We start from the raw sequence: 24,925 nt of genomic DNA, 5'->3' as shown, positions 1-24,925 counted from the left end.
CTCACTCAGCTCGCACCAAGACCGCGACGGGCAGGTGCCTGAAAGCGTCGGCACTGGAAATGTCACGACCGTCCCATGTCCGGCCCGTGAGGACATCGGTCCAAGTTCCACCTTTCGTCTCGGGTAGCGCGATCCTGCAATCGATGTCGAGCGGGTTCGCGGCGCGGCGCGCTGGAAAACGAGCAACGGCAACGAGGATGTCTGTGCTCCCATGGCGACGGCGGTATCCTAAGATAGCCTCTTTACCCCCCTCGATCTGCACGGGGATGTACTCTCCGCCGCCAAAAAGTTCGGCAAAGTCGCGGCGGAGTTTCAGGAGGCGGACCAGAACCGCGAGCTTGATGCGACCATCGCGCCAATCCGACAGGAGCGAGGACATCGTGTTCCCGTCCGTCGCAGCGAGCTCCCCCAGCATCGTTTCACGCTGCGAGAAATCCACGGGCCGACGGTTATCGGGATCCACCATCGAGAGGTCCCACAATTCCGTGCCCTGGTAGATGTCCGGGACGCCGGGTAGCGTCAGTTTGAGAACGGTTTGCACCAAACTGTTCTGCACGCCGAGTTCGGCGACGCGCCGCGCGAAGGGCAGGAAGGCTGGCAGGAAATCCGTCGCCAGCGCGCCCGTCAGGGCATTGTCGATGAAGCTCAGGGTCTTCTCTTCGTAGTCGGCATTGGGGGCGCTCCAGGAGGAATGGACCTTGGCCTCGCGCATCGCCTTGGTGATCGCCCCCTTGACCCGCTCGGCGTAGGTCTTCATGGCCTCGGACCCCGCCGCCGGCGCGTCGAGCAATTCGGGTGGCCAAGTGCCGACCAACGTCTGGAGGATCGCGTAGATGTCGTTGCGGTCGGGGGCGGCCTCCGGATCGCCCTGCTGTTCTTCGAGTTGCAGCAGCTTTCCCCAGGCGGCCAGTTGCACGGCCCATTCGTCGGGAATTTCCGACAGTGCCGCGAGACGCGCCCGTGCGTCCTCGCCGCGTTTCGTGTCGTGGGTGGAGGTGCCCAGCATGGAGTTCGGCCACAGCTTGGCCCGCTCGGCATTGGCCTTGTGGAACGTGTCGAGCGGTAACTCGAAATGCTGCGGATGGCCGCCGACCTCGTTGAGCGCGATGAACCGGTTGTAGCGATAGAAGGCCGTGTCCTCGAGCCCCTTGGCCATCACGGGGCCGCTATATTGCTGCAGCTTCATGGCGCTTCGGAGCGCCGCGCTGCGGCTGTAGCCGGAGCGCGGTTCCGCCACGAGATCGCCGGTCAGGACAGCGCGCAAGAACTCATAGACCGACGGGTCAATGGTGCCCTCGGACTTCCGGGCCTGGGTGATGGCTTGGTCGACCGTGAAACGGTCGAACCAGGTCGGCTCACCCTCGAAGTCCAGATAGGTCCGATAGACCGGGAAGTTGGCCACGATCTCGCGGATGGCCCGGCGGAGGAGATTGCGCGTGAAATCGGCCGTGGCGGGCTTTTGCATGGCGATGCGGACGATGTCTCGGGCGAGCCCGTTGAGCTCGCCTGCCATCTCGGTGTCCATGATGCGCTTCTTGCACTCGCGCAGAATGCGATTGAAACCTTTGGTTTCGCCGCTGAAATTCGCGTAGATGCGGCTGAAGGCCGTCTCGTTGCGGGCGTCGATCATCACGCCGAGCAGAAGGTTCGTCACCTCGTAGCCCGTCGTGCCTTGCACGGGCCACTCGGTGCGGAGCTTCTCGTGTTCCGCCAGGATCTTCTCGATGACGAGGTAGAAGGGTTGGTTGTCCGGGGTTGCAGGCGCCCTCGCGCGCAGGCGTTCCAGATACCCCTTGGGGTCGAGCAGACCGTCGATGTGGTCGATGCGGAGCCCGTCGATCGTGCCGTCCGCCAGCAGGCTGAAGACAAGACGATGCGAGTCGTCGAACACCCTCGGCACTTCCATGCGCAGGCCCGCCAGTTCGGCGATGTTGAAGAACCTGCGGTAGTTGATGTCGTCGGCCGCCACGCGGAAATGCGCCGGGCGCCAATGCTGGAGACGGATCAACGCATCGAGGCGCGACCAGGACGCGGCATCGCCCGCCTGGCCGTTGAACCGCGCGACGGCCGCCTCGATCGCCTTGGCGAAAGCGGGGTCGCGGCGGGTCTCGTCCGCCAAATCCCGCTTCAGCTCCTCGGCACGCGCATGCTCGCCCGGACGCCAGTTCGGCAGCGTCGAAAACTCATCGCCCAACCGCTCCAGCCGGCGGCTGCCCGCGCCCAGGATGGTTGCATAATGGAGCGGGGAGACGGGAAGTTTGTGCGCATCATAGGCCCAGACCGCGAAACTGCCGGCCTCGGCATCGTATTTGAGCTGCAGTTTGCCTGCTTCGAGTTCGGCTCCGTATTGCTCGCCCAGGAAAGGGATCAGGACGGCCTCTTTCAGGTCGGGCCTGTCGGGGTTCCAGTCGATATCGAACCAACCGGAATGGACAGAATCCTGGCCCCATTCGAGGACGTCCAACCAGATGGGATTGTCGGCTCCACCGACGCCCATATGGTTGGGCACGAAGTCGAGGATCTGGCCAAGCCCATTCGCCTTCAGGGCCGCGTTCATGCGCGCGAAAGCATCGGCGCCGCCAAGTTCCTCGTTGAGCGCATTGTGGTCGACGATATCGTAGCCATGCGTGCTGCCCGGTCGTGCCTTGAGGTAGGGCGAGGCATAGAGATGGCTGACGCCCAGCTTTGCCAAATAGGGCGCGAGCGCCGCCGCATCGTCGAAGCCGAATGTCGGGGTGAACTGCAGGCGATAGGTGGCGCGGGGGATCATTGGGGTGAAATCTCTCGGTGGCACACGTGTCCCGCGACCGCGAAAGCGATCGGCGGGCGGAATCTTTCGGGTCAGTCACTCGTGACATGCGCCCGCGCCCGGAGGACGCGGACATCGTGCGTCGGCTCACACAGCGCGGGGTCGACTGTCGGTGAGAATCCAACGCACGGACCAAGGTTCTAGTGCCTTGCCTGTCGCGTCACCTTCGAGCCAGATGGAACGGCCCTCTCCAGTGGTAAAGCCCTCTTGCGGGTCTGCCTTGAGATTGGCTTCAAGGACCAGCGTCATGGCTTCACCGGCGCGCCACTCGACCGCCACGGCCGAAGGTCCGATCACGCGCGCGGTGCCGGCACGGGTGATCGACGGGAGCAACGGCACGATGTGCTGTCTTCGGGCCGCCAGCACGTCCCTGGTCCAAGCCAGAACGGCATGGTGCGGATCCGTCTCGATTTCATCCCACTTCAGCTTGGCCGAGCGAAACGTGCTCTCCGCCTCGGGATCGGGAATGCGCTCCCGTTTTTCGGGGTCCTGAAATTCCGGGAAACGGGCGAATTCTTCGCGGCGTCCTTTGCGCACGGCCTCGGCGAGATCGCCACTAAAATCGCAGAAGAACGGGAACGGGGTCGAGGCCGCCCATTCCTCGCCCATGAAGAGCATCGGGATCTGCGGCAACAGGAGGTAGACGGCCGCGACGGCTCGCACGGCCTCGGGCGGCGCGATCGCGTTGATCCGTTCCCCGAAGGCGCGGTTGCCGATCTGATCATGATTCTGGATGAAGGCCACGAAGGCTTCCGGCGGCAGATCGGTACTCGGCTCGCCGCGCTCCGTCTCCCGATACGGCATCATTTCGCCCTGAAACGCAAAGCCCTCGGCCAGCGCCCGGCCGAGCTTTTCCGTATCGCCGACATAATCCTGGTAGTACCCCTGATGCTCGCCTGTCGCAGCCACATGCAGCACATGGTGAACGTCGTCGTTCCATTGGCTGGTGTATCGGTCGGCGCCGTTGCCCGGTGTCACGCGCGCCAGGCGGCTTGCCAAATTGTCCTCGTTTTCGAGGATCAGGTGGACAGGCCGATCCGTGATCGTGGCACGCACACGCTCCACGAGTTCACGCAGCACATGCACCGGACTGTCGTCCACGATGGCGTGAACGGCGTCGAGCCGCAGCCCGTCGAGATGAAATTCCTCCAGCCAGTATAGCGCGTTATGGATCACGAACTCGCGCACGGGGGAACTGTGCTGCCCGTCGAAGTTGACGGCCGCCCCCCATGGGGTCTTGTGGCGCTCCGTGAAGAAGCCGGGCGCATAGGCGCCGAGGTAATTCCCATCGGGACCGAAGTGGTTGTAGACGACGTCGAGCACCACGGACAATTGGCGCGCATGTGCGGCGCAGACGAAAGCCTTGAAGTCGTCGGGGGTGCCGTAGCGACTCTCGGGCGCGTAAGGCAGGACACCGTCGTAGCCCCAGCCGTGCCCGCCCGGGAAATCCGACACCGGCATCACTTCGATCGCCGTGACGCCCAGCGACACGAGATGATCGAGCTTGTCGATTGTGGCCGCGAACGTACCCGCGTCCGTGAAAGTGCCGACATGGAGTTCATACAGAACCGTCTCTGCCCAGGGGCGCCCCCGCCATGCGCCATCCGTCCAGTTGAAGGCGTCGGGATCCACGACAAGGCTCGGCCCATGCACGTCATTCGGCTGGAAACGGGATGCGGGGTCAGGGACGAGCGTCCCGTCGGTCAGACCGAACCGGTAGCGGTCGCCCGGTTGGACGTCGTGATCGAGGACCTCATGCCAACCTTCAGGATGAGACGCCATCCGCCTCCGCCGCGGACGCCCTTCCTGTTCGATCACAAGATCGATCGCCTGATGGGCGGGAGCCCAAAGGCGGAACAAGGTGCCTTCGCGCTGCCGCCACTCGGCACCGTGCGGCATCGTATGCCGCCGGCGGATCTTACCCGTCATCAATCGTGCCTTATTCAGGAGTTTCGGCCTTAGCCGGATCTGGCGTTGGAGCCGGCGTGCGCGTGCTCAGGACAAACAGCGCCAGGGTGCGCCCGCCGATCTCATAGGGCGTGCCGATCTTGAACCGCTCCCGCTTGTGTTCCGGATCGGCGCTGTCGAGGAGCAGACTCCACTCTCGGCCGTCAAGCTCGTCGGGCAACGTGAAGTCTACAGCCTCATGGTGCGAATTGAACAGGATCAGCAACGTCGAATGATCGCCGTCCTGCGGCACGGAATGCACTTGCGCACGACCATCCATCAGCATGCCGATGGTCTTGGCGCCGCCGTCCCAATCCGCCTGTTCGGCATCGTTTCCGTCCGGCCTGATCCAACGGACGTCGTGGACCCCGTGCTCCTCGTCAAGTTTCCCGGTGTAGAAGCGATTGCGTCGAAGCACCGGATATTTATGGCGCAAGGCGGCACAGCGCTTCGTAAAGGCCAGCAAGGTCTCGCCGTACTCGCCGATATCCCAGTTGACCCAGGAGATCTCGTTGTCCTGGCAATAGGCGTTGTTGTTGCCTTCCTGAGAGCGGCCGAATTCGTCGCCGGCGAGGATCATGGGTGTCCCCTGAGAGAACAGGAGCGTCGCCATCAGGTTGCGGTTTTGCCGGGCCCTCAGCTCGAGGATCTCAGGATCGTCGGTCGGACCCTCAACACCGCAATTCCAGGAGCGATTGTCGCTGTTTCCGTCCTGATTGTCCTCGCCGTTGGCTTCGTTGTGCTTCTCGTTGTAGGTCACGACATCCTTCATCGTGAACCCGTCATGGGCCGAGATGAAGTTGATGCAGGACCAGGGCCGTCGCCCTTCGTGGTTGAAGGTCGCCTCCGAGGCGCACAGGCGCGTGGTGATCGTGCTGATGGGCGCATGACCACGCCAGTAATCGCGCACGTCATCCCGGAACCGGTCGGTCCATTCGGCCCAACCTGGCGGGAAATTGCCGACCTGATAGCCGCCGGGGCCGATGTCCCACGGCTCCGCGATCATCTTCACGGTGCTCAGCACGGGATCGGTGCTGCAGACCTGCAGAAAGGCGCTGCGGCGGTCGAATCCGTGGGGACCACGCGCCAGGGTCGAGGCCAGATCGAAGCGGAACCCGTCGACGTGCATCTCTTGCACCCAGTAGCGCAGCGAGTCCGTCACCATCTGCATCACACGCGGATGGGCGAGATTGAACGTATTCCCGGTGCCGGTGTCGTTGTTGTAGAAGCGCGGGTTGTCGGGTTGCAGCTGGTAGTAAGAGCAATTGTCGATGCCCTTGAACGACAATGTCGCGCCCTTCTCGTTGCCTTCGGCCGTGTGATTGAAAACGACATCGAGGATGACTTCGAGGCCCGCGTCGTGGAACCGGGCCACCATGTCCTTAAATTCCCTGACGCTGTTCAGGGGGTCGGCCGCATAACGCGGATCCGGCGCAAAAAAGCCGATCGAATTATAGCCCCAGAAATTGGTCAGACCTTTATCGATGAGGAACTTGTCGGTCACGAAAGTATGGATCGGCAGGAGTTCCACCGCCGTCACGCCGAGATCCTTGATGTGGCGGATGATCTGGGGTGTGGCGAGACCCTCGTAGGTTCCGCGCAGGTTCTCGGGCACGGCTGGATGCTGCTTGGTGTAACCGCGCACATGGGTTTCGTAGATGATCGAGTTCGACCAGAAATTCCGCGGGTTCCGTGGTTGCCGTATCCCCGACTTGTGCATGTCGGCCACGACGCATTTCGGCATGAACGGGGCGCTGTCCCGTTCGTCGAACGTCGTGTCGTCGCCGCTTTCCATGATGTAGCCGAAAACGGCCGGATCCCAGATCAGATCGCCTGAATGCGTCCGCGCGTAGGGGTCGAGCAGCAGCTTGTTGGGGTTGAAGCGGTGTCCACTTTCCGGCTCGTAGGCGCCATGCACCCGATAGCCGTAGAGCGTGCCAGGCTTCACTTCGGGAAGGTAGCCGTGAAAGATCTGGTCGGTATATTCCGGAAGCGTGATGCGGTCCGTCTCTCGCTGACCCGAACTGTCGAACAGGCACAGCTCCACCTTGGTGGCATGCGCCGAAAACAGGGTGAAGTTGGTGCCGCGCCCATCCCAAACTGTTCCGTGTGGATGGGGTGAACCTTCCTGAAGGAATCGCTGCCGTACCATTTTGTTCATCGGTGATCCTTGTCGGCGCGAAGCTAAGGCCTCGCTCACGCTTTCCCGACTCCGAACGCGCGAAACGCGAAAAGTGTGCGCCGCAAAGGCGTCGCGATCGCATTCCTGTTATGTTGGGTGATGCGCGGCCCATCAGAACCGCGTGGCGCTGGAAATCGGCTCGGCCCGGACCCGCACGGCGCTAGCTGGAGGAGAAGCCATGACCCGCGCCGAGGCCCTTGCTTATAACAATGGCGTCGAAGCTGTTCTGGCGATCGCCCGCCGCACCGCGACCGCCATCGCGGGAACAAGCCGCCGTCGGGTTCATGAGGATTTTGCGGTCGCGGCCCTCAATGAACTCGCGGAAGCCGCGCGAGGCCTACTGGTACCCGTGCCGGAAGACAATGAGTCGCGTCGGCGTTGAGCGCTCTCGGGCTTTTGCGGTTGCTCATGGACGGTCACCTGTCTCAGGTTGTGGTTCGAACGAAATAGAGCCATGTAAGCCATCGATCTTACCTTGAAGGAATTCTGCATGAGCGCCTTGTTCGAACCCATGCGCCTGCGGGCGCTCGATCTTTCCAACCGCATCTTCATTGCACCGATGTGCCAATATTCGGCGGAGGACGGCAGCGCCACCGACTGGCATATGATCCATCTGGGGCAGCTCGCGCTGTCGGGCGCCGCCCTGCTGATCATCGAGGCCACCGCGGTCTCCCCCGAGGCGCGGATCACCCCGACGGACCTCGGCCTCTGGTCGGACGAGAACGAGGCGGCACTTGCGCGGGTGCTCACGGCCATCAGAAGGTATTCGCCCATCAAGGTGGCGATTCAACTGGCGCATGCCGGCCGCAAGGCCTCCAGTCGAGCTCCCTGGGAAGGCGGAGCGCAGATCGCCCCCGAGGCGGCGGACGGTTGGGACACGGAAGCGCCTTCCGCCGTGCCGCATGCGGAAGGAGAAGTGGCGCCGCACGCTCTCGATGCCTCGGGACTTGATCGGGTCCGCGACGCTTTCGTGGCGACGGCCCGGCGAAGCGTGCGGCTCGGCCTCGACGGCGTCGAAATCCATGCCGCCCATGGTTATCTGCTGCATGAGTTCCTGTCGCCGATGGCCAACAAGCGTACCGACAGCTATGGCGGCAGCCTGGAGAACCGCATGCGTTTTCCTCTTGAGGTCTTCGAGGCCGTGCGTGCCGCCATCCCGGACCAGATCCCGGTCTGGGTCCGCATTTCAGCCAGTGACTGGGTGGAGAGCGGCTGGGACATCGAACAATCCGTGGCCTTCTCCCAGGCCCTGAAGGCACGCGGATGCGATGCCATCCATGTGTCGAGCGGAGGCGTGTCGCCGCTGCAGGCGATCAAGATCGGAGCGGGCTATCAGGTGCCGTTCGCCGGGCGCATCAAGGCGGACGTCGGCTTGCCCACCATCGCCGTGGGACTGATCACCGAGCCGCATCAGGCGGAGGACATCGTCGCGCAAGGTCAAGCCGACGCTGTCGCGCTTGCCCGCGCCGTGCTGTACGATCCGCGCTGGCCCTGGCACGCGGCGGCCGCACTAGGAGCACGCGTGGATGCACCGAAGCAATATTGGCGGTCTCAGCCGCATGGAATGAATGACTTGTTCAAGAATGCCGCCGTGGGGCAGCGTTAAGCCCGTCTGCGACGAAGAAGGCCGGACACTGAGTCCGGCCTTTAATTTTCTCAGGGGCAGGGATGGCGAAGCCCGTCGTAGCCTAGGTAAGTCCCACTCGACGGGTCGTAGGACTTGTAGCGCTGGGAACAATAGGCTGTGTCGTCGCCCGCCGGCGCGACAGGCGCGTAAGCATATCCGGGATCCCCAGCATAGGCTGGATCGCCATACCCGTAGCCGTAACCATAGGCCGGTGCGGCCTGCGCCGCGAGGGCGCCTCCGATGAGCGCGCCGGCCGCGAGTCCGGCGACTCCCGCACCGATCGCCGCGCCTCGTCCACCCCGGTAGCCATAGCCGCCACCGCCATAGCGCCGGCCTCCGCCGAATCGCGGGCCGCCGCCAAATCCCCGATGCCCGAATCCACCCCCGTGAGGCAAGTGGCGCATGCCATGGCCGCCTCTGAACTGCACGTCGGTGAAGAGGGGGGAGGCCGCATCTTTGACGCCGGGGTCAAATCGAACGACCTGCGCCGATGCCGGCAGACTTGCGGCGAAGATCGCGGCTCCGGCTAAGGCCGCAATCCAGGGCGATGATGTCATGTGTTGCACTCCTTTTGGAACGTGCAACGAAACCTGCCAGGAGAAGTTGCTAAGGAATCGCCATTATGGCTAAGTTTTCATCTTCATGATGCGCCGTCCGTCAAGCTGCCTGCACGAAACTGTCGAGCACCATCTTGCGTCCGGCCTTGTCGAATTCCACCGTCAGCTTATTGCCGTCGACGAGGACGATGGTGCCGGGCCCGAACTTCTGATGAAAGACCCGGGCTCCTTTCGTGAAGCCCGACACGTTGCTTGAACTCGCGACGAGTTCGCCTTCGATCAACCGGGAGTCCCGACGCAACGGACCACGATTCTCGGCGAAATCCTTGGCCCGCGCCGTGCCGCCTTGCTGGGCGCGCTGCCAACCCGGTGTCGTATAGGAGGACGCGAAGGCATCCGGCCGGTCGAAGCGGGAGGCGCCATAGGCGCCGTAACGCTTGGCCTGGGCACCTTCCTTGACCTCGACATGGGCTTCCGGCAGCTCATCGACGAAACGGGAGGGAATCGTGCTCTGCCAGAGGCCGTGGATGCGGCGGTTGGTGGCGAAGAAGAGCTTCGCGCGACGCTTGGCGCGGGTGATCCCCACATAAGCGAGACGGCGTTCCTCTTCGAGACCCGCGCGGCCATTCTCGTCGAGCGAGCGCTGATGCGGAAAAAGGCCTTCCTCCCAGCCTGGCAGGAATACGGTCTCGAATTCGAGACCCTTGGCGCCGTGCAGCGTCATGATCGAGACATGCTCGCCGCTCTCGTTGTCACTCGTATCCGTGACGAGCGAGACGTGATCCAGGAAGGCGCCGAGATCCGGGAAGGCCTCCATCGAGCGGACGAATTCCTTCAGGTTCTCCAATCGCCCCGCCGCCTCGGCCGTGCGGTCCTTGCTCCACATATCTGTGTAACCGGATTCCTCCAGGACGGTTTCGGCCAGCCGCGCGGGCGGCGTCGTCTCCATGAGGCCGGACCATCGGGTGAAACTCTCCATCAGGGCCCGGATGGTCTGTCGCTGTTTGGGCTTCAGCTCGTCGGTCTCCACGAGCTGCCGGGCCGCCTGCATTAGCGGTACTTCGAGGGCGCGTGCCGAATTGTGGATCGTCTGCAGGGTCGAATCGCCGAGGCCCCGCTTCGGCGTGTTGAAGATGCGCTCGAAGGCGAGATCGTCGGCCGGCTGGGAGACGCAGCGCAGATACGCGAGGGCGTCGCGAACTTCCAGCCGCTCGTAGAAACGCGGACCGCCGATGACCCGATAGGGTAGGCCGAGCGTGATGAAACGTTCTTCGAACTCGCGCATCTGGAACGAGGCGCGCACCAGGATGGCGATCTCGTCGAGCGATTGTCCCTGACGCTGCAGCGATTCGATCTCGTCGCCGACGAGCCTCGCTTCCTCCTCCGAATCCCAAACGCCCGTCACGGTCGGCTTTTCCCCGAGCGCGTCGTCGGTGAACAGCGTCTTGCCGAGTCGGTCGTCGTTGTGGGCGATCAGATGGGCGGCGGTCGCGAGAATATGGCCGGTCGACCGATAGTTGCGTTCGAGCCGCACCACGGTGGCGCCCGGAAAGTCGTGCTCGAAACGTAGGATGTTGTCGACCTCCGCGCCGCGCCAGCCATAGATCGACTGGTCGTCGTCACCGACGCAGCACACGTTGTGGCGTCCCTGTGCCAGCAACCGCAGCCAGAGATATTGGACCACGTTCGTGTCCTGATACTCGTCGACCAGCATGTAGCGGAAGCGGTTCTGGTATTGCGCGAGAACATCGGGGTTTTCGCGGAAGAGCCGCAGGGTTTCGAGCAGCAGGTCGCCGAAATCGGCGGCGTTCAGTGTCTTCAGCCGCGCCTGATAGGCGGCATAAAGCACGCCACCCTTGCCATTGGCGAAGGCGCCCGCCTCTCCCGCCGGCACGGCTTTCGGCTCGAGGCCGCGGTTCTTCCAGCTGTCGATCTGGTTGGCGAGGCCGCGCGCGGGCCAGCGCTTGTCGTCGACGTTCTCGGCCTGCAGCACCTGCTTCATCAGGCGGATCTGGTCGTCCGTGTCGAGGATCGTGAAGCTCGATTTCAAACCCACGAGCTCGGCGTGCCGACGCAGGATCTTGGTCGAGATCGCGTGGAACGTGCCGAGCCAGGGCATGCCCTCGGCCACCGGGCCAACCAGCGCCGCGATGCGCTCCTTCATCTCGCGTGCCGCCTTGTTGGTGAAGGTCACGGCCAGGATTTCGTGCGGCTTGGCGCGACCGGTCGCGATGATGTGCCCGATGCGGGTGGTCAGGACCCGCGTCTTGCCCGTCCCCGCACCGGCCAGAACCAGGACAGGACCATCGAGGGCTTCAACGGCCCGGCGCTGTTCGGGGTTGAGCCCGGCAATATAGGCCGGCGTGCCCATCGTGGCCCGCGCGCGCTCCGCCAATCCGCCGGAGCGGGGGCCAGTATGGGCGACGGCGGGGGCTTCAGCCAAAAAACGAACTCCAAATTGGCGCGATCATCGCCGCCGCATGGGTCGCAAATAAGACCGCAGGCCACAAGAACAAAGTGGGAATCAATCGAGTTTGGGGCGGTCTGCGCCATTCGGCTCCCGCCCGACAGTTCAGAAGCCGGCCTGATCCTCCGCCTCGGCGGCGCGACCATGCTTGGCACTTGCTTGGGTCCTCAAGACCGCAACGGTTCTGCCTCGCATAGTCGCCAGTTCGCGTGATCGGAAGGTGTCAATCGTGCGTTGCGCCTTCTGATTCGGGAAACTGCTCCATAGATCGATGGTCGATCGACGATCCCTAGCCGACCTTGGCGTGACGCTTGTTGAGCCGGCTAAATAGCCCAAGCAAAATCGTCCCGGCGGCAAAGAGCGGCAGGCCGGCCGGCAGAGGCACCGTGGAGACCGGCGCGAAGGACACGCCGCGAATGTCAACATCGGAGGGAGCCGCATAGAGCGTGTTGAAGGTCTCTCCCCCGGCTTGGGCGATGGTGCTGAATGAAAGGTCGTCCGTGATCTCGTAGAGATAGCTTGGGGAGAGTTCGTTCAGGCCGTAGCTCGTCGCGAACAACTCCACCTGGTTTCCAACGACTTCTCCGGTCAGACCGAAAAGTCCCGTCACGCCAGGCGCGGTCGGTGTGTTCGAGTTGGCCTTGCCATTGTCTTTCAGGTCCAATCCAGCCGCGAGGTCATACTGCAACGTCCAAACGTTGTTGGTCAGTACCCATTTTTGCAGACCGCCCTCGCCGAGAGCCGCCTTTTCGACATTTCCGTTCTTTGGCTGGCCGCTATCGGCGACATAGAGGACCGATGGGCTCGCGAAGAAATATTGCTCTGGACTGAGGTAGACGAACTTGCCGATCCGGCTGTTGTTCACCCCGTTGGCCAGCCCGGCCGTCAGGTCAATCGACCCGTTGTTGCCGCCTGTCGTAGAGAACGGCGAAGCGGGAGGAACGATGTGGGTCTCCACAAGACCTGCCGCGGAGGTCGGAAGGGTTACTCCGGGGCCCGTGAGGCTGCTCACATTAGTGAAATTCTGATTGCCACCGTTGGGCGGATTGTAGTCGCGCGACACGTAGAGGGTGTTGTTGAAGATGGACACGTCGCGCGTGTCCGTGCTGGTGTCGATCGCGGTCGCGGTTGAGGCGCCACGGGTCGCGTAGAACACCCCTTGGGTCGTATCGCCTTTGGCTCCTTGTCCCGAAACATAGAAGGATGAGCCGTCGACGGTGGCGGCGCTGCGCGGATTGTTTGTGTTGAACACACCCGTGAGCGCGGTGCTCGTGTCGACCTGCCCGTTCCCGCCGATCAAGGCTACCACGCGCGGCACGGTTGTGACGGACTGTCCGTTGAGACTTGTCGTCTGCCCCAGCGCCGTCATGCCATAGGTCGCGGCTCCCGACGCGGCGTTGAAATTGCCGGCATTCACCCCGTAGCCCATGAGGGTGAGGTACTTGCCGTTCGTCGACTGCTGCAGGAAACCTTCCGAAGCAGACCCATATTCACCCGAGATGGCATGATTGCCGCCGCTCGACGTTTGCGGCAGCGCGAAGGAGCCGACCGAGGTCGCCGAGGTGCCACCCGCCCCAAGGCTGAATTCCTGCAGCATGATGGCCGAGGCCTTGTCGAGCGAGGTGCCGGTGACCGTATCGATCACCAGATCTCCTCGCGTGAAGTTCGTGAGAGATGCGGCACGCAAAGCGGTCGGCGCCGCGCCGGCAAGAAGTGAGAGAGCCAATATCTGAGGAACGCTCTTTCCTGTCAGTGTGACAAACTTCCCGTACGGCATCGTGGACACTCTCCTAAATAAACAATCCTTAATGTTGGTAGGATCGGGCCGTGACAAATCAGTGACATTTAGCGGGATCTTTACGTCCGAACCCTCATCCTGTTGCAAAATTCCACTCAACCTCATTGGGTCGCGTTCACGCACGGCAGAGCGAATTCTGATAGCCGTGTTGCATCAAGCGCCTGGATCCCATGACCATCGCACTCTTCCTCGCCACCGCGCTCGCCGGTTTCGCCTATGTCGTCTCGCCCGGACCTGCCTTTCTGGCCGTGTTCTCACTCGCGGCCGCGCGTGGACGCCCCGCTGCGGCCCGTTTTCTCACCGGGCATCTCGCAGGCGACGTGCTCTGGAGCGCGCTGGCGATCGCCGCACTGGTCGGGGCCAATCGGCTCGGAGCCACGCTCTTCGATGCGCTCGGTCTCGTCTGCGGCCTCTATCTGATTTACCTCGGGTTTAGAGCCCTCACGACCCGCGCCACGGCCGAACCCGAGCCCATCGGCGCGCAGCGGCCGGGGCTGACCGGAATCGCCTTCGGCCTCACGAACCCCAAGGCCTATCCGGTGGCGACCGCCATGTTCGCGGCCATCGCTTTGCCGTATGCGGGCGCACTGAGCTGGATCGACGGGCCGAAGCTGCTCTTGGCCGCTTTCGTCGGCTTCGTCCCGGGTTATGCCCTCATCGTCTTCGCCGCGGGCCTGCCTTTGGTTCGCCGCTTCTTCGCCCGGCACGGTGTCGTGGTGACCAGGGTGGTCGGCGCCATTTTCATGCTGTTCGGCGGCCGAATCCTCTGGGATTCGGGCCGCAACCTCGCCTTCCGACGCTGAGCCCTCAGAGGCCCTTGGTGGCGCCCCCGTCGACCCTGATCATGCTGCCTGTCACGTACGAGGCCGGCGCGCTTGCCAGGAAGGCCACGACGGCCGCGAATTCCTCCGGTGTGCCGTAGCGCTTGGCCGGGATCTCGGCCTGGGATTGGCGGCGGACCTCCTCGATGGCGAGGTTCTGTTTGCCGGCGCGGTTTTGATCGAGACTTTCGAGCCGCTCGGTCGCGATGCGGCCGGGCAGCACCATGTTGACCGTGATCCCATGCTCGGCCACCTCGTTGGCGAGGCTCTTCGACCAGCCCGCGACACTTCCCCGGATCGCATTCGACACGGCGAGATTGGGGATCGGCTGCTCGACTCCGGAGGATCCGATGGTGATGATCCGGCCCCACTTCCGTTCGATCATCGGCTTGATCAGACGGTCGGTGAGATGAAACACCGAGGCCGCCATGCTGGCGAAGGCCTTGGTCCAGGTCTCGGTTGCGGTTCCGACGACACCACCCGGCGCCGGGCCGCCGCAATTGTTGACCAGGATGTCGATGCCGCCCCGTGCCAGCAGCGCGTCGGCAAGTCGGTCGACGCTGGCCATGTCCGCGAGATCGAGATCATGGATGCTGACAAGGCTCGCCTCCCGTTCCGTCAAGGTACCGCGCCAAACCTCGATCTTGCCGCGCGAGCGCGCGGCCGCGGCCACAACCGCACCCTCGGCCACGAAGGTCGCCGCAATGGCCTTGCCGAGACCCTGGCTCGCGCCCACAACCAGCACGCGTCTGGCCGCCAATTCGAGATCCATGACAATTTCTCCAAGTCCGCTTCGTGAACCGCTTGAACACCGCTCGGCGGCGTCGACGCAAGGGGAATGGGCCGAAGCGGGCCGCGATCATGACGATTGGGGCGCCGGCTACGACGATGGCGGACTCTGCCGCCTTCAGGAAGGCTGCATTCGACCCGTGCGGCAGGTCGATTATAATTGTTGTGCCGGTGTCCTCCGTGAGGCCAAATCGGTCTTTCGATTGAGGCGATACGTGAGCGATTGGGCTGAACAAGGTTTCACCGTCCCGATCTCCGATGTGGCTCACGTGCGTGCGATTTTGGTCGAAGCTGCAAAACGGCGTTGCACGCTCAGCTATTCCGAGATGCTGCTGGCGCTCGGGCATCGTTTCACCCGGCCGAAGATGCGGGCGCTTTGCAAGACGCTCGATGCCATCGACGAATCGGCTCGGACCGCCAAAGAGCCGGACCTTGCGGTTCTGGTCGTGCGCGAATCCGATGGCCTGCCCGGACAGGGCTGGTGGGTCGGTGGACCGGCCCAGCGCATGGGCTATGACGGTCCGTGGACCGGCGCGGCGGCGGCTTTCGTTCTGCGGATGCAGCGAGTCGCTTTCGATTATTGGGAGCCGAAGAGCGATGCCTGAGATCGAACCTCGCGAGATCGCGATGCCGGGCGAGGACGACGAGTGGCTCGAAGCTGACGGCCTCGGCGGTTTCGCGTCCGGCACCGTGGCCGGGCTTCGCACCCGCCGCTATCATGCGCTGCTTCTGACTGCCACCAACCCGCCGGCCGGCCGGGTGGTGCTCGTCAACGGCATCGAGGCCGAGGTCGAGACGTCGTCTGGTACGATGCCGATCACGTCGCAACGCTATGCGCCCGACGTGCTGCACCCGCGTGGCTTCGAGGCGATCCACAGCTTCTCCCGTGAGCCGTGGCCGACCTGGACGTTCGTCCTGGCCGATGGAACGGAGATCGTCTTCGAAATTGTCGTCGACCCCGACGCCTGCGACACGCTGCTGCGGTTGCGTCGCGAAGCCGGTACGGGCCCCTGCCGGCTGACCGTCCGGCCACTGATATCGGGGCGGGACTACCACGCCCTCCATCACGAAAACCCTGCCTTCGATTTCGCCGCGACGGTGCACGAGTCCAATGTGTCGTGGCGGCCCTACCAGGACCGACCCGCGATCAGCGCCCTGACCAACGGCACCTACAGGCACGCGCCTCAGTGGTATCGCCAGTTCCTGTACGCGGCGGAACGCGAACGCGGCCTCGACTGCGTCGAGGATCTGGCGTCGCCAGGGTCGTTCGGCTTCGACCTTGCCGCCTCGGAGGCTGCCGTTATGGTGCTGCGGGCCGGCGAAAGCGGCAATATGCGGCCGGCCGCCTATGCGGCCAGTTTGATGCGGACGGCACGCGAGACCAGAGCCGCGGCCGGGTCCCGTCTGCGGCGCAGCGCGCAAAGCTACCGCGTGGATCGGGGGCAGGGCAGCACGCTGGTGGCGGGTTATCCGTGGTTCACCGATTGGGGTCGGGACACGTTCATCGCTCTTCGCGGGCTGTTGATCGGACTGGGCGATCTCCATACCGCGCAGGCGATCCTTCTCGCCTGGGCCGAAACCGTCAGCCAAGGCATGCTGCCCAACCGCTTTCCGGACTTGGGTGATGCGCCGGAATACAATGCCGTCGATGCCTCGCTCTGGTACATCGTCGCGGTGCATGACTTTCTCGTGGCCTGCGAGACTGTGCGGCAGCCTCCGGGTTCGCGGGTGATGGACACGCTTCAAGCCGCGTGCGAGGCGATCGTGGCGGGCTACACCGTCGGCACAAGATTCGGCATCGGGGTCGATGAAGACGGACTTGTCGCGGCCGGCGAGCCTGGCCTGCAGCTCACCTGGATGGATGCCAAGGTGGGGGATTGGGTGGTCACGCCGCGCATCGGCAAGCCGGTCGAGGTTCAAGCCCTGTGGATCAACGCCCTGCATATCGTCGCCACGCTCTGGCGTCCCGAACTCAAAGCCGCAGAGGCCAGAGCCCGTTCGGCCTTCGCGGCTCGATTTGCTGACCCGGCCGGCGGCCTCTACGATGTCGTCGATGTGGACCATGTTCCTGGCACCGCCGACAGCCGCGTGCGGCCAAACCAGATCTTCGCGGTCGGCGGTCTTCCATTCCCTGTGGTCGCGGGCGCGCAAGCGCGTGGCATCGTCGATCGGGTGGAAGCGAAACTCCTGACGCCCCTTGGCCTGCGCACCCTGGCAACGGACGATCCCGCCTACCAGGGCCGCTACCGCGGCGGCCCTCGCGCGCGGGACGGCGCCTACCATCAGGGCACCGTTTGGCCGTGGTTGATGGGGCCCTTCGTCGACGCTTGGCTCGCGGTCCGCGACCGCACCGAGGCCGCGAAGGCCGAGGCGCGGGCGCGATTTATCCCACCGCTGGCCCGCCATATCGAAACCGCCGGCCTCGGGCATATCTCCGAGATCGCCGACGGCGATGCCCCTCATCGGCCGGGTGGATGCCCATTTCAGGCGTGGTCTTTGGGCGAATACATTCGTATCCGGCGTATGCTCGACCTCGATGTCGACTGAGAAAGTGTTGCCCCATGACGGATCAGACCGCCGAGACCCCGCCATCGTTGCTGGACACGGCCGAGGGCCGTCGCCTCGCGGCCGGCGCGCGTGAGGCCTGGCATCATTGGGGGCCCTATCTCAGCGAGCGGCAATGGGGAACCGTGCGCGAGGATTACAGCGAGGGCGGCACCGCCTGGGATTACCTGCCGCATGATCACGCCCGGTCGCGGGCCTACCGCTGGGGCGAGGATGGCCTTGCGGGGTTTTCGGATGATCGGCAGTTACTATGCCTTGCGCTCGGCCTGTGGAACGAGAAGGACCCGATCCTCAAGGAGCGCTTGTTCGGCCTCACCAACAGCGAAGGGAACCACGGCGAGGACGTCAAGGAGCTCTACTGGTTCCTCGACGCCACACCGGCCCATTCCTATCTCAAGATGCTCTACAAATATCCGCAGAGCGCTTTTCCCTATGCGGATCTCGTCACCGAGAACGGGCGCCGCAAGGGGCGCAACCTGCCGGAATACGAGCTCATCGATACCGGCATCTTCGATCAGCGCCGCTACTTCGATGTCGAGGTCGAATACGCCAAGGCGGCCCCCGACGATATTTTGATGCGGGTCACGGTCACCAACCGCGGTCCGGACGCGGCACCGCTGCATGTGTTGCCCCAGCTCTGGTCGCGCAACACCTGGTCCTGGCAGGCGGACGCGGTGCGGCCGCTGCTGCGCGAGAGCGAGGGCCCCTCTGTTGTCGCGACGCGCGGCACGCGGCCGCCGCTCACCTTCAGGGCGCTTCAGCCGGTTGAATTTCTCTTTTGTGAAAATGAGACCAACACGCAGCGCTTGTTCGGTTGGGGGACGGTTCCGCATCCCAAGGACGCCATCAACGACGATATCCTGGCCGGAACCCGCAGTCGGGTAAATCCACTGAAGGAGGGGACAAAATGCGCGGCGGTGAGCCGCCATGAGATCCCCAGCGGTGGGACCCAGGTGCTGCGCTTTCGCCTCGCCCCATCCGATGACGCGATGGATGAAGCCAGCTTCGATCGCGTCTTTGCCGAACGCCTCCTGGACGCGGACGCCTTCTATGCGGTGCTGCAACAAGGAATGGACGACCCCGACGCACGCCTGGTCCAGCGGCAAGCCTTCGCGGGGATGATCTGGTCAAAGCAATATTACCACTTCGATGTCCGGCGCTGGCTTGCGGGCGACCCGACCGAGCCGCCGCCCCCCAAGTCGCGCCGGAAGGGGCGTGACAGTGATTGGGAGCATCTCAACAACGCCGATATCATCTCCATGCCGGATACTTGGGAATATCCCTGGTACGCCGCCTGGGATCTTGCCTTCCATTGCGTGACCTTCGCGGCGATCGATCCCGAATTCGCCAAAGGGCAGCTCATCCTGCTCACCCGCGAATGGTACATGCACCCGAACGGGCAGTTACCGGCCTATGAATGGGCGTTCGGTGACGTCAACCCCCCCGTCCATGCCTGGGCGGCCTTGCGGGTGTACGAGATGGATCGCGCGCTCACCGGGGTCGCCGATCGCGCGTTCCTGGAGCGTGTCTTTCACAAGCTCATGTTGAACTTCACCTGGTGGGTCAACCGCAAGGATGAGGCCGGCCGCAACATCTTCCAAGGCGGATTTCTCGGCCTCGACAATATCGGCATCTTCGACCGCTCCGCGCCCTTGCCGACGGGAGGCTATATCAACCAGTCCGACGGCACGGCCTGGATGGCCATGTACACGCTCAACCTGATGCGCATCGCGCTCGAGCTGGCCGAGACCGACCATGTCTATGAGGACATCGCCAGCAAGTTCTTCGAGCATTTTCTCTATATCGCCCAGGCGATGACGAATGTCGGTGGGATGGGGGTCGGCCTGTGGGACGAGAACGACCAGTTCTACTATGATGTCCTGCATCTCCCGGACGGACGCATGATGCCGATGCGTATCCGCTCGCTCGTCGGGCTCATTCCCCTCTGTGCCGTCGAAGTTCTGAACGCCGGCATGCGGGAGCGCTTTCCGGGGTTCACGAGTCGAGCGACTTGGTTGCTGCAGCACCGACCGGATCTGGCCGAGTTGGTGTCGCGTTGGGAGGAGACCGGCAAGGGCGAGTGCGTCTTATTGGCCCTGCTGCGTCGCCACCGCATGAAGGCTTTGCTCATGCGGATGTTGGACGAGACGGAATTCCTGGCCGACCACGGCGTCCGGTCGCTCTCCAAGGCCCATGCGAAGGCCCCCTTTGCGATCGACTGGGACGGAAGCCATTTCGTGGCCGACTATGAGCCGGGCGAATCGACCAGCGCGGCTTTCGGCGGCAATTCAAATTGGCGTGGCCCGATCTGGATGCCGATCAACTATCTTCTCATCGAGTCGTTACGGCGCTTCGACGGCTTCTACGGGCCCGAATTCAAGGTCGAGTGCCCGACCGGGTCAGGCCACTACCTTGCGTTGAGCGAGGTCGCCGACGAACTCGCCCGTCGCCTCACGCGGCTCTTCTTGCGCGACGCTGCCGGGCGCCGTCCCGTCCTGGGTGACAACAGCCTGATGCAGACCGATCCAGCTTTCCGTGACCACATTCCGTTTCATGAATACTTCCACGGGGACACTGGCGCGGGGCTCGGGGCGGCCCATCAAACAGGCTGGACCGGTCTGGTGGCTCTTCTGCTTTTAGATCATTCTCGGCCGAAGGCGCGCTGACGTCACGGAGAGCTTTTCGGCCGCGTGCCTTCATCTGAAGCGCGTCAGCGTGCCTGGATCACATCCATCACGGTGTCCCCTCGGCCCTTTTGGGAGTGAGATTGGCCTTGAGGAAGTCGGTCTTATCCCGTTCTTTCCCGGTCCAACCAAGACAACTCCCACATCGACCCCGGACGGCGCTTTCCTAGCGTTGAGACGGCCAGGGAAGCTTTTGCATCCCTTGAAACACAAGGCCTTGCGGAAAGAATTCGCCGATTGTCGGAATGATCTCGCTCCCAACCAAGGTTTGCAATTGTTTAATTTTTGCCAGTAACTCGTGGTCCCGCAGCGACGTCAGTTTAATATTAACACCATCAAGAACTCCCGTTGGGCGCGGGGCACAGTGCTTGATTAAGATCAGGCTGTCTTCCTCTTGAGAAGCATCGCAGAAAAGGGAAGCATCCGTCGTGTTTGCCAGACCTAGCGTGCGGTGCATGCGAGTGATCGACGGCCGAGTCAGGAAGAAATGATGGACACCGAGAAGGGAGTAGAGCCGCCGATTCCGGCCAGCCAACAACCCGCTTTGTGTCTGCAAGACGAAGGAGGAGAAGCCCTCCTCAAAACGCTGATGGATCAAATTCCGGATTTTATCTTCGTTAAGGATATGAGCAGCAGATTCGTGTTGGCCAATGCGGCGATCTGCACAGCCTATGGATTGCCCTCGGCGGCACTGGTGGGCAAAACCGACTTTGATCTTCACCCTTATGATCGGGCCGATGCCTTTTCCGTTCGTGAACAGGAGATCCTGAAGTCAGGTTCCCCAATGTTGAATATGGAGGAAACGTTTCCGGACAGCGAGGGGATCTCGAGGTGGTACTCCACCACGAAGGTTCCGCTTCGTAGCGCGAACGGACCGATCGTCGGTCTCATTGGCGTGGCGCGCGACATCACTGCACGCAAACGTCTCGAAGCATTCAGTGTGCAGCAGAACGCCATTCTGGAAATGATCGCGAATAACGCGGCCCTGCCGGATGTGCTCGGCAAACTCGTCGAGCTGATTGAGTCCCAGTTGGACAAAGTCATAGGGTCTATCTTGATCTACGACTCGGAAACCGGACGCCTACAGCACGGCGCCGCTCCCAGTCTTCCCGAAGAATATTGCCGCTTGGTCGATGGAACTGCCATCGGCCCGAAAGTCGGTTCATGCGGAACTGCTGCGTACCGCGGCATGCCCGTCAGCGTGACCGATATCCAGTCCGATCCCCTCTGGCATGACTACCGGGAGTTAGCGGAGCGGTTTTCTCTTCGGTCATGCTCCTCGACGCCGATCCTGTCGCATGACGGCTCTCTCCTGGGTACATTCGCGATGTATTCCAGCAAGGTCAGATCGCCGAGCGTCGAGGAGACGCACTTGATCAATGTCGCGTCGCGCGTTGCGGGCATCGCGATCAATCGGCATCGCGCCGAGGAGCGTCTCGTCCGCATGGCGCATTACGACGCGCTCACCGGGCTGCCCAATCGCGTGTTGTTTCGCGAGCGATTGCGCGGCGCCCTTGCGCAACGTTCCGTGAGACAGTCCCGGGTGGCTTTGACCTTCATCGATCTCGACGGTTTCAAGCGGGTCAATGATCAGCTCGGGCATCAGGTCGGGGATCTTCTTCTCAATGCCGTCGCGGTCCGGCTGCAGGACATTTCCGCGGGAAAGCAGACCGTGGCCCGCCTGGGCGGCGATGAGTTTGCGATCGTGCAGAACCTCAGTGCGAGCGAGGATGCGACGACCTGCCGCGACTTGGCGACGACGATCGTCGGAGCTCTGAGCGCTCCTTTCGACATTCAGAGCCATCGGGTTCTGACGGGCGCCTCGGTCGGGATCACGATCGCGCAGGACGATGAGGACGACATCGAGGCTCTCTTGCGCCAAGCCGATCTCGCGCTCTACCAAGCCAAGGCGGACAAAAGTGGCGCCGTTCGGTTCTATGATCCGGGTATGAGCCGTCGTATCGCGCAGCGTCGATCTCTCGAAGATGATCTCCGGCACGCCCTCGCGTCGAACCAGTTTCAGCTTCATTATCAGCCGATCATCGATCTCGCGTCCAAAGATGTGATTGGTTTCGAGGCACTTTTGCGCTGGGATCATCCAGCACGCGGAATGGTGGCGCCGCAGGACTTCATCTCGATTGCCGAGGAAATCGGCTTGATTGTCCCGATCGGTGCGTGGGTCCTGCAGCAAGCCTGCCATCAGGCGATGCTTTGGCCCGATCCCATGAAGATCGCCGTCAATCTTTCGCCGGCGCAATTCCGAGACAGTGGATTGTTCGAAACGGTCATCAGGGCTCTTGCCTCGTCGCAACTGCCTCCGCAGCGGCTCGAACTCGAAATCACCGAATCCGTCATGCTGCTGGACAGTGCGACCAACCTTCGGACGTTGCACCAGCTCCGTGCCCTGGGGGTTCAGATCTCTCTCGACGATTTCGGTACAGGGTTTTCATCCCTGAGCTACCTGCGCACATTCCCGCTCACCAAGATCAAAATCGACCGATCCTTCATTCGTGATCTGGGCAAGAACCCCGGCTGCCTCGCGATCGTGAGGGCCATCCTACGCCTGGCTTGCGACTTGGGAATGAGAACGACGGCCGAAGGAATCGAGACGGACAGTCAACTCGAAACGCTTCGATTCGAGGGATGTAGCGAAGGTCAAGGTTATCTTTTCGGCCGTCCCGTGCCGGCCGATCAAACTACGCTCTTCCTGGCTGGCCAGCGCAGCGATGCGCCGGCCCTTCAAGCCGCAGCCGAGATCGCGGCCGGACAGACGGGTCTACCCATAGACAAAATCGATCGGCAGCGAGCAGATAACCAGCGGAGTTGCCTAGAGATTGGTCACGAGGTCTAGGTCCAGCCGGCATCATCCCTCATTCGGGGGGCGCAACCTTGGCACGATTCCCGCATAAGTGGGATCGCAGCCTCGCTGTATGCCTTCTTGGCGTTCCTCCCTAAACTTGAGCCGCCTCCGGGCGGCTTTTTTTTGGCCGCAGCCCGTTGCTCGCACGCCGGCCAGTGTCGGCTGGCGGAACTGGGGCAGACCTTTGTGGGTTCACCTTGCGATTCAACAGCGATTAGCGTCGAGATTCGTGAGGGCTTGGCGACGTGATCTGAGCGAGGATGACTATCGTCGCGGGCGGTTTTCTAGCCGCGGCCTCCCTCGTCGCCATGAACGGCGCCGTTGCGCAAACGCCACCGGATGCTGCGCGCGGTCGAGCCTTGTTCGAGGCGCGCTTCAGCCTGTGTCATGCGGACGGGCATCGTCGTGAACGACCAATCGGTCTGGGGTCGTCCTGTCGGGATCGCGGTCGCGCAGGATGGCGCTCTTCTCGTCTTCGAAGACGGGAACAACACGGTGTGGCGCGTATCCTGGGTCGGCGGCGGGCACCAATAGGCGGCCGCGATGGCGTGCCGGGTCGGCTCTCACCTACTCGGCTGTCAATCGAAACGAAGCGCTTCTCTTCCATGAGAGGACGGTTTCCTCCGCCGTACTGGGTGAAGCGGTTCTCAGTAGAGGGTGCGATAGGCCGGTTCGGGCATCACGGCGTGATTCTTCGGCCGAGACAGCGTTGGACGAGAGCCGAGCGGTCCGCCTCCGCGTCGCGGTGAATGAACCATTTCATCAGATGCCCGGCGGCCTCGGCATGGCGCAGGATGTAGGCGCGGTTTTCCGGAAAAAGCCCGGCCCGCCAGCGGTTGAGCAGGATGCGGGTCATGACGCGCGCCAGAACGGCCTCATAGACGGCTGCGACCTCGGCAACGGACAGTGGTGCGACCGTGTCATAGCCGGAAATCACCTCGCATATGGCCGCGAGAGGATCGCTGCTGCCGATGAAATAGCTCGCCAGGATTGCGATGTCGTTGATGCGGGGTGCCTCGACCATGTCGCCGAAGTCGATGATGCCGGCGACCATCGTCGGATCCGTCTCGCTGAGAAGGACGTTGCTGCCGCTGAGATCATTGTGGATGACATGGCGTGGCAGGGACTCGGCCTGGGGCCTGATATCGCGGACGAAGCGCTCGATCAGGGCCACAAGTGAGGCGCGGTCTGACGCGTCTTCGATGTCATCGGCAATCGGCAGGAGGCGGTCCACCTGCATCAGGTCCCACAGGAGGACGCGGCGCGAGCGCGGATGCGCGAAACTTGCCAGCGCGAGGCCAAGCGTGCCGGCGGATCGGCCGAGATTGTGCCGCAGAGCCGGAGTCACATCACTCGTATGTGGCGCCACACCGGGCAGGAGGGACAGGAGGATCGCGGGCTGCATGCGGCCCGCGATCTCGGGCGTGCATTCGGGATGGCCGGTGATGGTCGGGATGAGCCGCGGGACGGCGCATCCGACACCGGCACGCGCCATATGAAGAAGAGCACCATGCTGGAAGTCGCGCGTCTCGGCATCGTCGGCATCGTTGTAGAACTTCAGGACGCAGGGGATATGCCCGTCCGGCTCCACACGGAAGTTGCGGTCCCGCTCACCGGAGAGAGGCTGGAGTCGACCTTTGAGGCCGTAGTGGTCGCGCAGGACCACGACGGCATCCTCCGCGCTGATCGCGGGCGGTGGTGTCGCCAGAAGTCGTGCAGCATCGCCGAGCGCCGGTTCGTACATCACCCGATCAGCCGCAAAGTTTTCACGCCATTGTCTTAAGGGGTTCCGGCTCGCACGGAAACCGGGATTGCGCCC

At 63.1% G+C, this 24,925-nt stretch carries 17 protein-coding genes; 8 read left to right on the top strand and 9 right to left on the bottom strand.

Annotated features, from left to right (window positions below):
* Position 1 precedes the first annotated feature (1 nt).
* The 3 genes from treY to glgX form a co-directional block, all read right to left on the bottom strand.
* Positions 2-2,770, bottom strand: coding sequence for a malto-oligosyltrehalose synthase (treY, locus tag M8523_RS09840; protein WP_282584686.1), 2,769 nt, complete (start codon positions 2,768-2,770; stop codon positions 2-4).
* A gap of 126 nt (positions 2,771-2,896) precedes the next feature.
* A complete protein-coding gene (treZ, locus tag M8523_RS09835; protein ID WP_282584685.1) occupies positions 2,897-4,738 on the bottom strand; it encodes a malto-oligosyltrehalose trehalohydrolase in 1,842 nt (613 codons plus the stop codon).
* Positions 4,739-4,748: 10 nt separating this feature from the next.
* Positions 4,749-6,917 (bottom strand): glycogen debranching protein GlgX, encoded by a 2,169-nt coding sequence (gene glgX / locus M8523_RS09830; protein WP_282584684.1) that lies wholly within the window; start codon positions 6,915-6,917, stop codon positions 4,749-4,751.
* A 199-nt stretch (positions 6,918-7,116) separates the two neighbouring features.
* On the opposite strand from glgX, the gene M8523_RS09825 reads away from it, so the two are divergent.
* Both M8523_RS09825 and M8523_RS09820 read left to right on the top strand, forming a co-directional pair.
* Complete coding sequence (locus M8523_RS09825; protein ID WP_282584683.1) at positions 7,117-7,320, top strand: hypothetical protein; 204 nt, start codon at positions 7,117-7,119, stop codon at positions 7,318-7,320.
* Between the two features lie 108 nt (positions 7,321-7,428).
* Positions 7,429-8,544, top strand: coding sequence for an NADH:flavin oxidoreductase/NADH oxidase (locus M8523_RS09820; protein WP_282584682.1), 1,116 nt, complete (start codon positions 7,429-7,431; stop codon positions 8,542-8,544).
* Positions 8,545-8,594: 50 nt separating this feature from the next.
* On the opposite strand, the gene M8523_RS09815 is transcribed toward M8523_RS09820, so the two are convergent.
* The 3 genes from M8523_RS09815 to M8523_RS09805 form a co-directional block, all read right to left on the bottom strand.
* The gene (locus M8523_RS09815; protein ID WP_282584681.1) at positions 8,595-9,122 is read right to left on the bottom strand and encodes a BA14K family protein; all 528 of its coding nucleotides are present in this window, start codon (positions 9,120-9,122) and stop codon (positions 8,595-8,597) included.
* Between the two features lie 100 nt (positions 9,123-9,222).
* Positions 9,223-11,565 (bottom strand): ATP-dependent helicase, encoded by a 2,343-nt coding sequence (locus tag M8523_RS09810; protein WP_282584680.1) that lies wholly within the window; start codon positions 11,563-11,565, stop codon positions 9,223-9,225.
* Between the two features lie 313 nt (positions 11,566-11,878).
* Positions 11,879-13,234 carry a hypothetical protein gene (locus M8523_RS09805; protein ID WP_282584679.1) on the bottom strand — a complete coding sequence of 452 codons (1,356 nt, stop codon included), beginning with the start codon at positions 13,232-13,234 and terminating at the stop codon, positions 11,879-11,881.
* Positions 13,235-13,557: 323 nt separating this feature from the next.
* Here M8523_RS09805 and M8523_RS09800 point away from each other — a divergent pair, with 323 nt between their 5' ends.
* On the top strand, positions 13,558-14,190 hold the full coding sequence (locus M8523_RS09800) for a LysE family translocator (protein ID WP_282584678.1): 633 nt from the start codon (positions 13,558-13,560) through the stop codon (positions 14,188-14,190).
* Positions 14,191-14,194: 4 nt separating this feature from the next.
* Here the strand turns inward: M8523_RS09800 and M8523_RS09795 are convergent, their stop codons facing one another.
* A complete protein-coding gene (locus M8523_RS09795; protein ID WP_282584677.1) occupies positions 14,195-14,980 on the bottom strand; it encodes an SDR family oxidoreductase in 786 nt (261 codons plus the stop codon).
* Positions 14,981-15,212: 232 nt separating this feature from the next.
* Here M8523_RS09795 and M8523_RS09790 point away from each other — a divergent pair, with 232 nt between their 5' ends.
* Genes M8523_RS09790 through M8523_RS09780 form a run of 3 tightly spaced genes read left to right on the top strand, consistent with a single transcriptional unit; the run spans position 15,213 to position 20,228 of the window.
* A complete protein-coding gene (locus tag M8523_RS09790) occupies positions 15,213-15,602 on the top strand; it encodes a hypothetical protein (protein WP_282584676.1) in 390 nt (129 codons plus the stop codon).
* Positions 15,595-17,544 carry an amylo-alpha-1,6-glucosidase gene (locus M8523_RS09785; protein WP_282584675.1) on the top strand — a complete coding sequence of 650 codons (1,950 nt, stop codon included), beginning with the start codon at positions 15,595-15,597 and terminating at the stop codon, positions 17,542-17,544. Before M8523_RS09790 ends, M8523_RS09785 begins: the two co-directional genes overlap by 8 nt.
* A 14-nt stretch (positions 17,545-17,558) precedes the next feature.
* Complete coding sequence (locus M8523_RS09780; RefSeq protein ID WP_282584674.1) at positions 17,559-20,228, top strand: MGH1-like glycoside hydrolase domain-containing protein; 2,670 nt, start codon at positions 17,559-17,561, stop codon at positions 20,226-20,228.
* A gap of 184 nt (positions 20,229-20,412) precedes the next feature.
* Here the strand turns inward: M8523_RS09780 and M8523_RS09775 are convergent, their stop codons facing one another.
* Positions 20,413-20,967, bottom strand: coding sequence for a hypothetical protein (locus M8523_RS09775; protein WP_282584833.1), 555 nt, complete (start codon positions 20,965-20,967; stop codon positions 20,413-20,415).
* On the opposite strand from M8523_RS09775, the gene M8523_RS09770 reads away from it, so the two are divergent.
* On the top strand, positions 20,872-23,097 hold the full coding sequence (locus tag M8523_RS09770; RefSeq protein ID WP_282584673.1) for a sensor domain-containing protein: 2,226 nt from the start codon (positions 20,872-20,874) through the stop codon (positions 23,095-23,097). The two genes, M8523_RS09775 and M8523_RS09770, sit on opposite strands and share 96 nt — an antisense overlap.
* A 414-nt stretch (positions 23,098-23,511) precedes the next feature.
* Entirely contained in the window at positions 23,512-23,640 is a 129-nt protein-coding gene (locus M8523_RS09765; protein ID WP_282584832.1) for a hypothetical protein, read from the top strand.
* 145 nt (positions 23,641-23,785) lie between these two features.
* Here M8523_RS09765 and M8523_RS09760 read toward each other — a convergent pair whose 3' ends face one another.
* On the bottom strand, positions 23,786-24,850 hold the full coding sequence (locus tag M8523_RS09760) for a phosphotransferase (protein WP_282584672.1): 1,065 nt from the start codon (positions 24,848-24,850) through the stop codon (positions 23,786-23,788).
* Positions 24,851-24,925: the final 75 nt, after the last annotated feature.

The organism is Lichenifustis flavocetrariae, assembly GCF_026130545.1.
Classification (GTDB): Bacteria; Pseudomonadota; Alphaproteobacteria; order Rhizobiales; family Beijerinckiaceae; genus Lichenihabitans; species Lichenihabitans flavocetrariae.
Note: the sequence above shows the minus strand (reverse complement) of the source record. Positions and strands in the feature narration are given on the sequence as shown.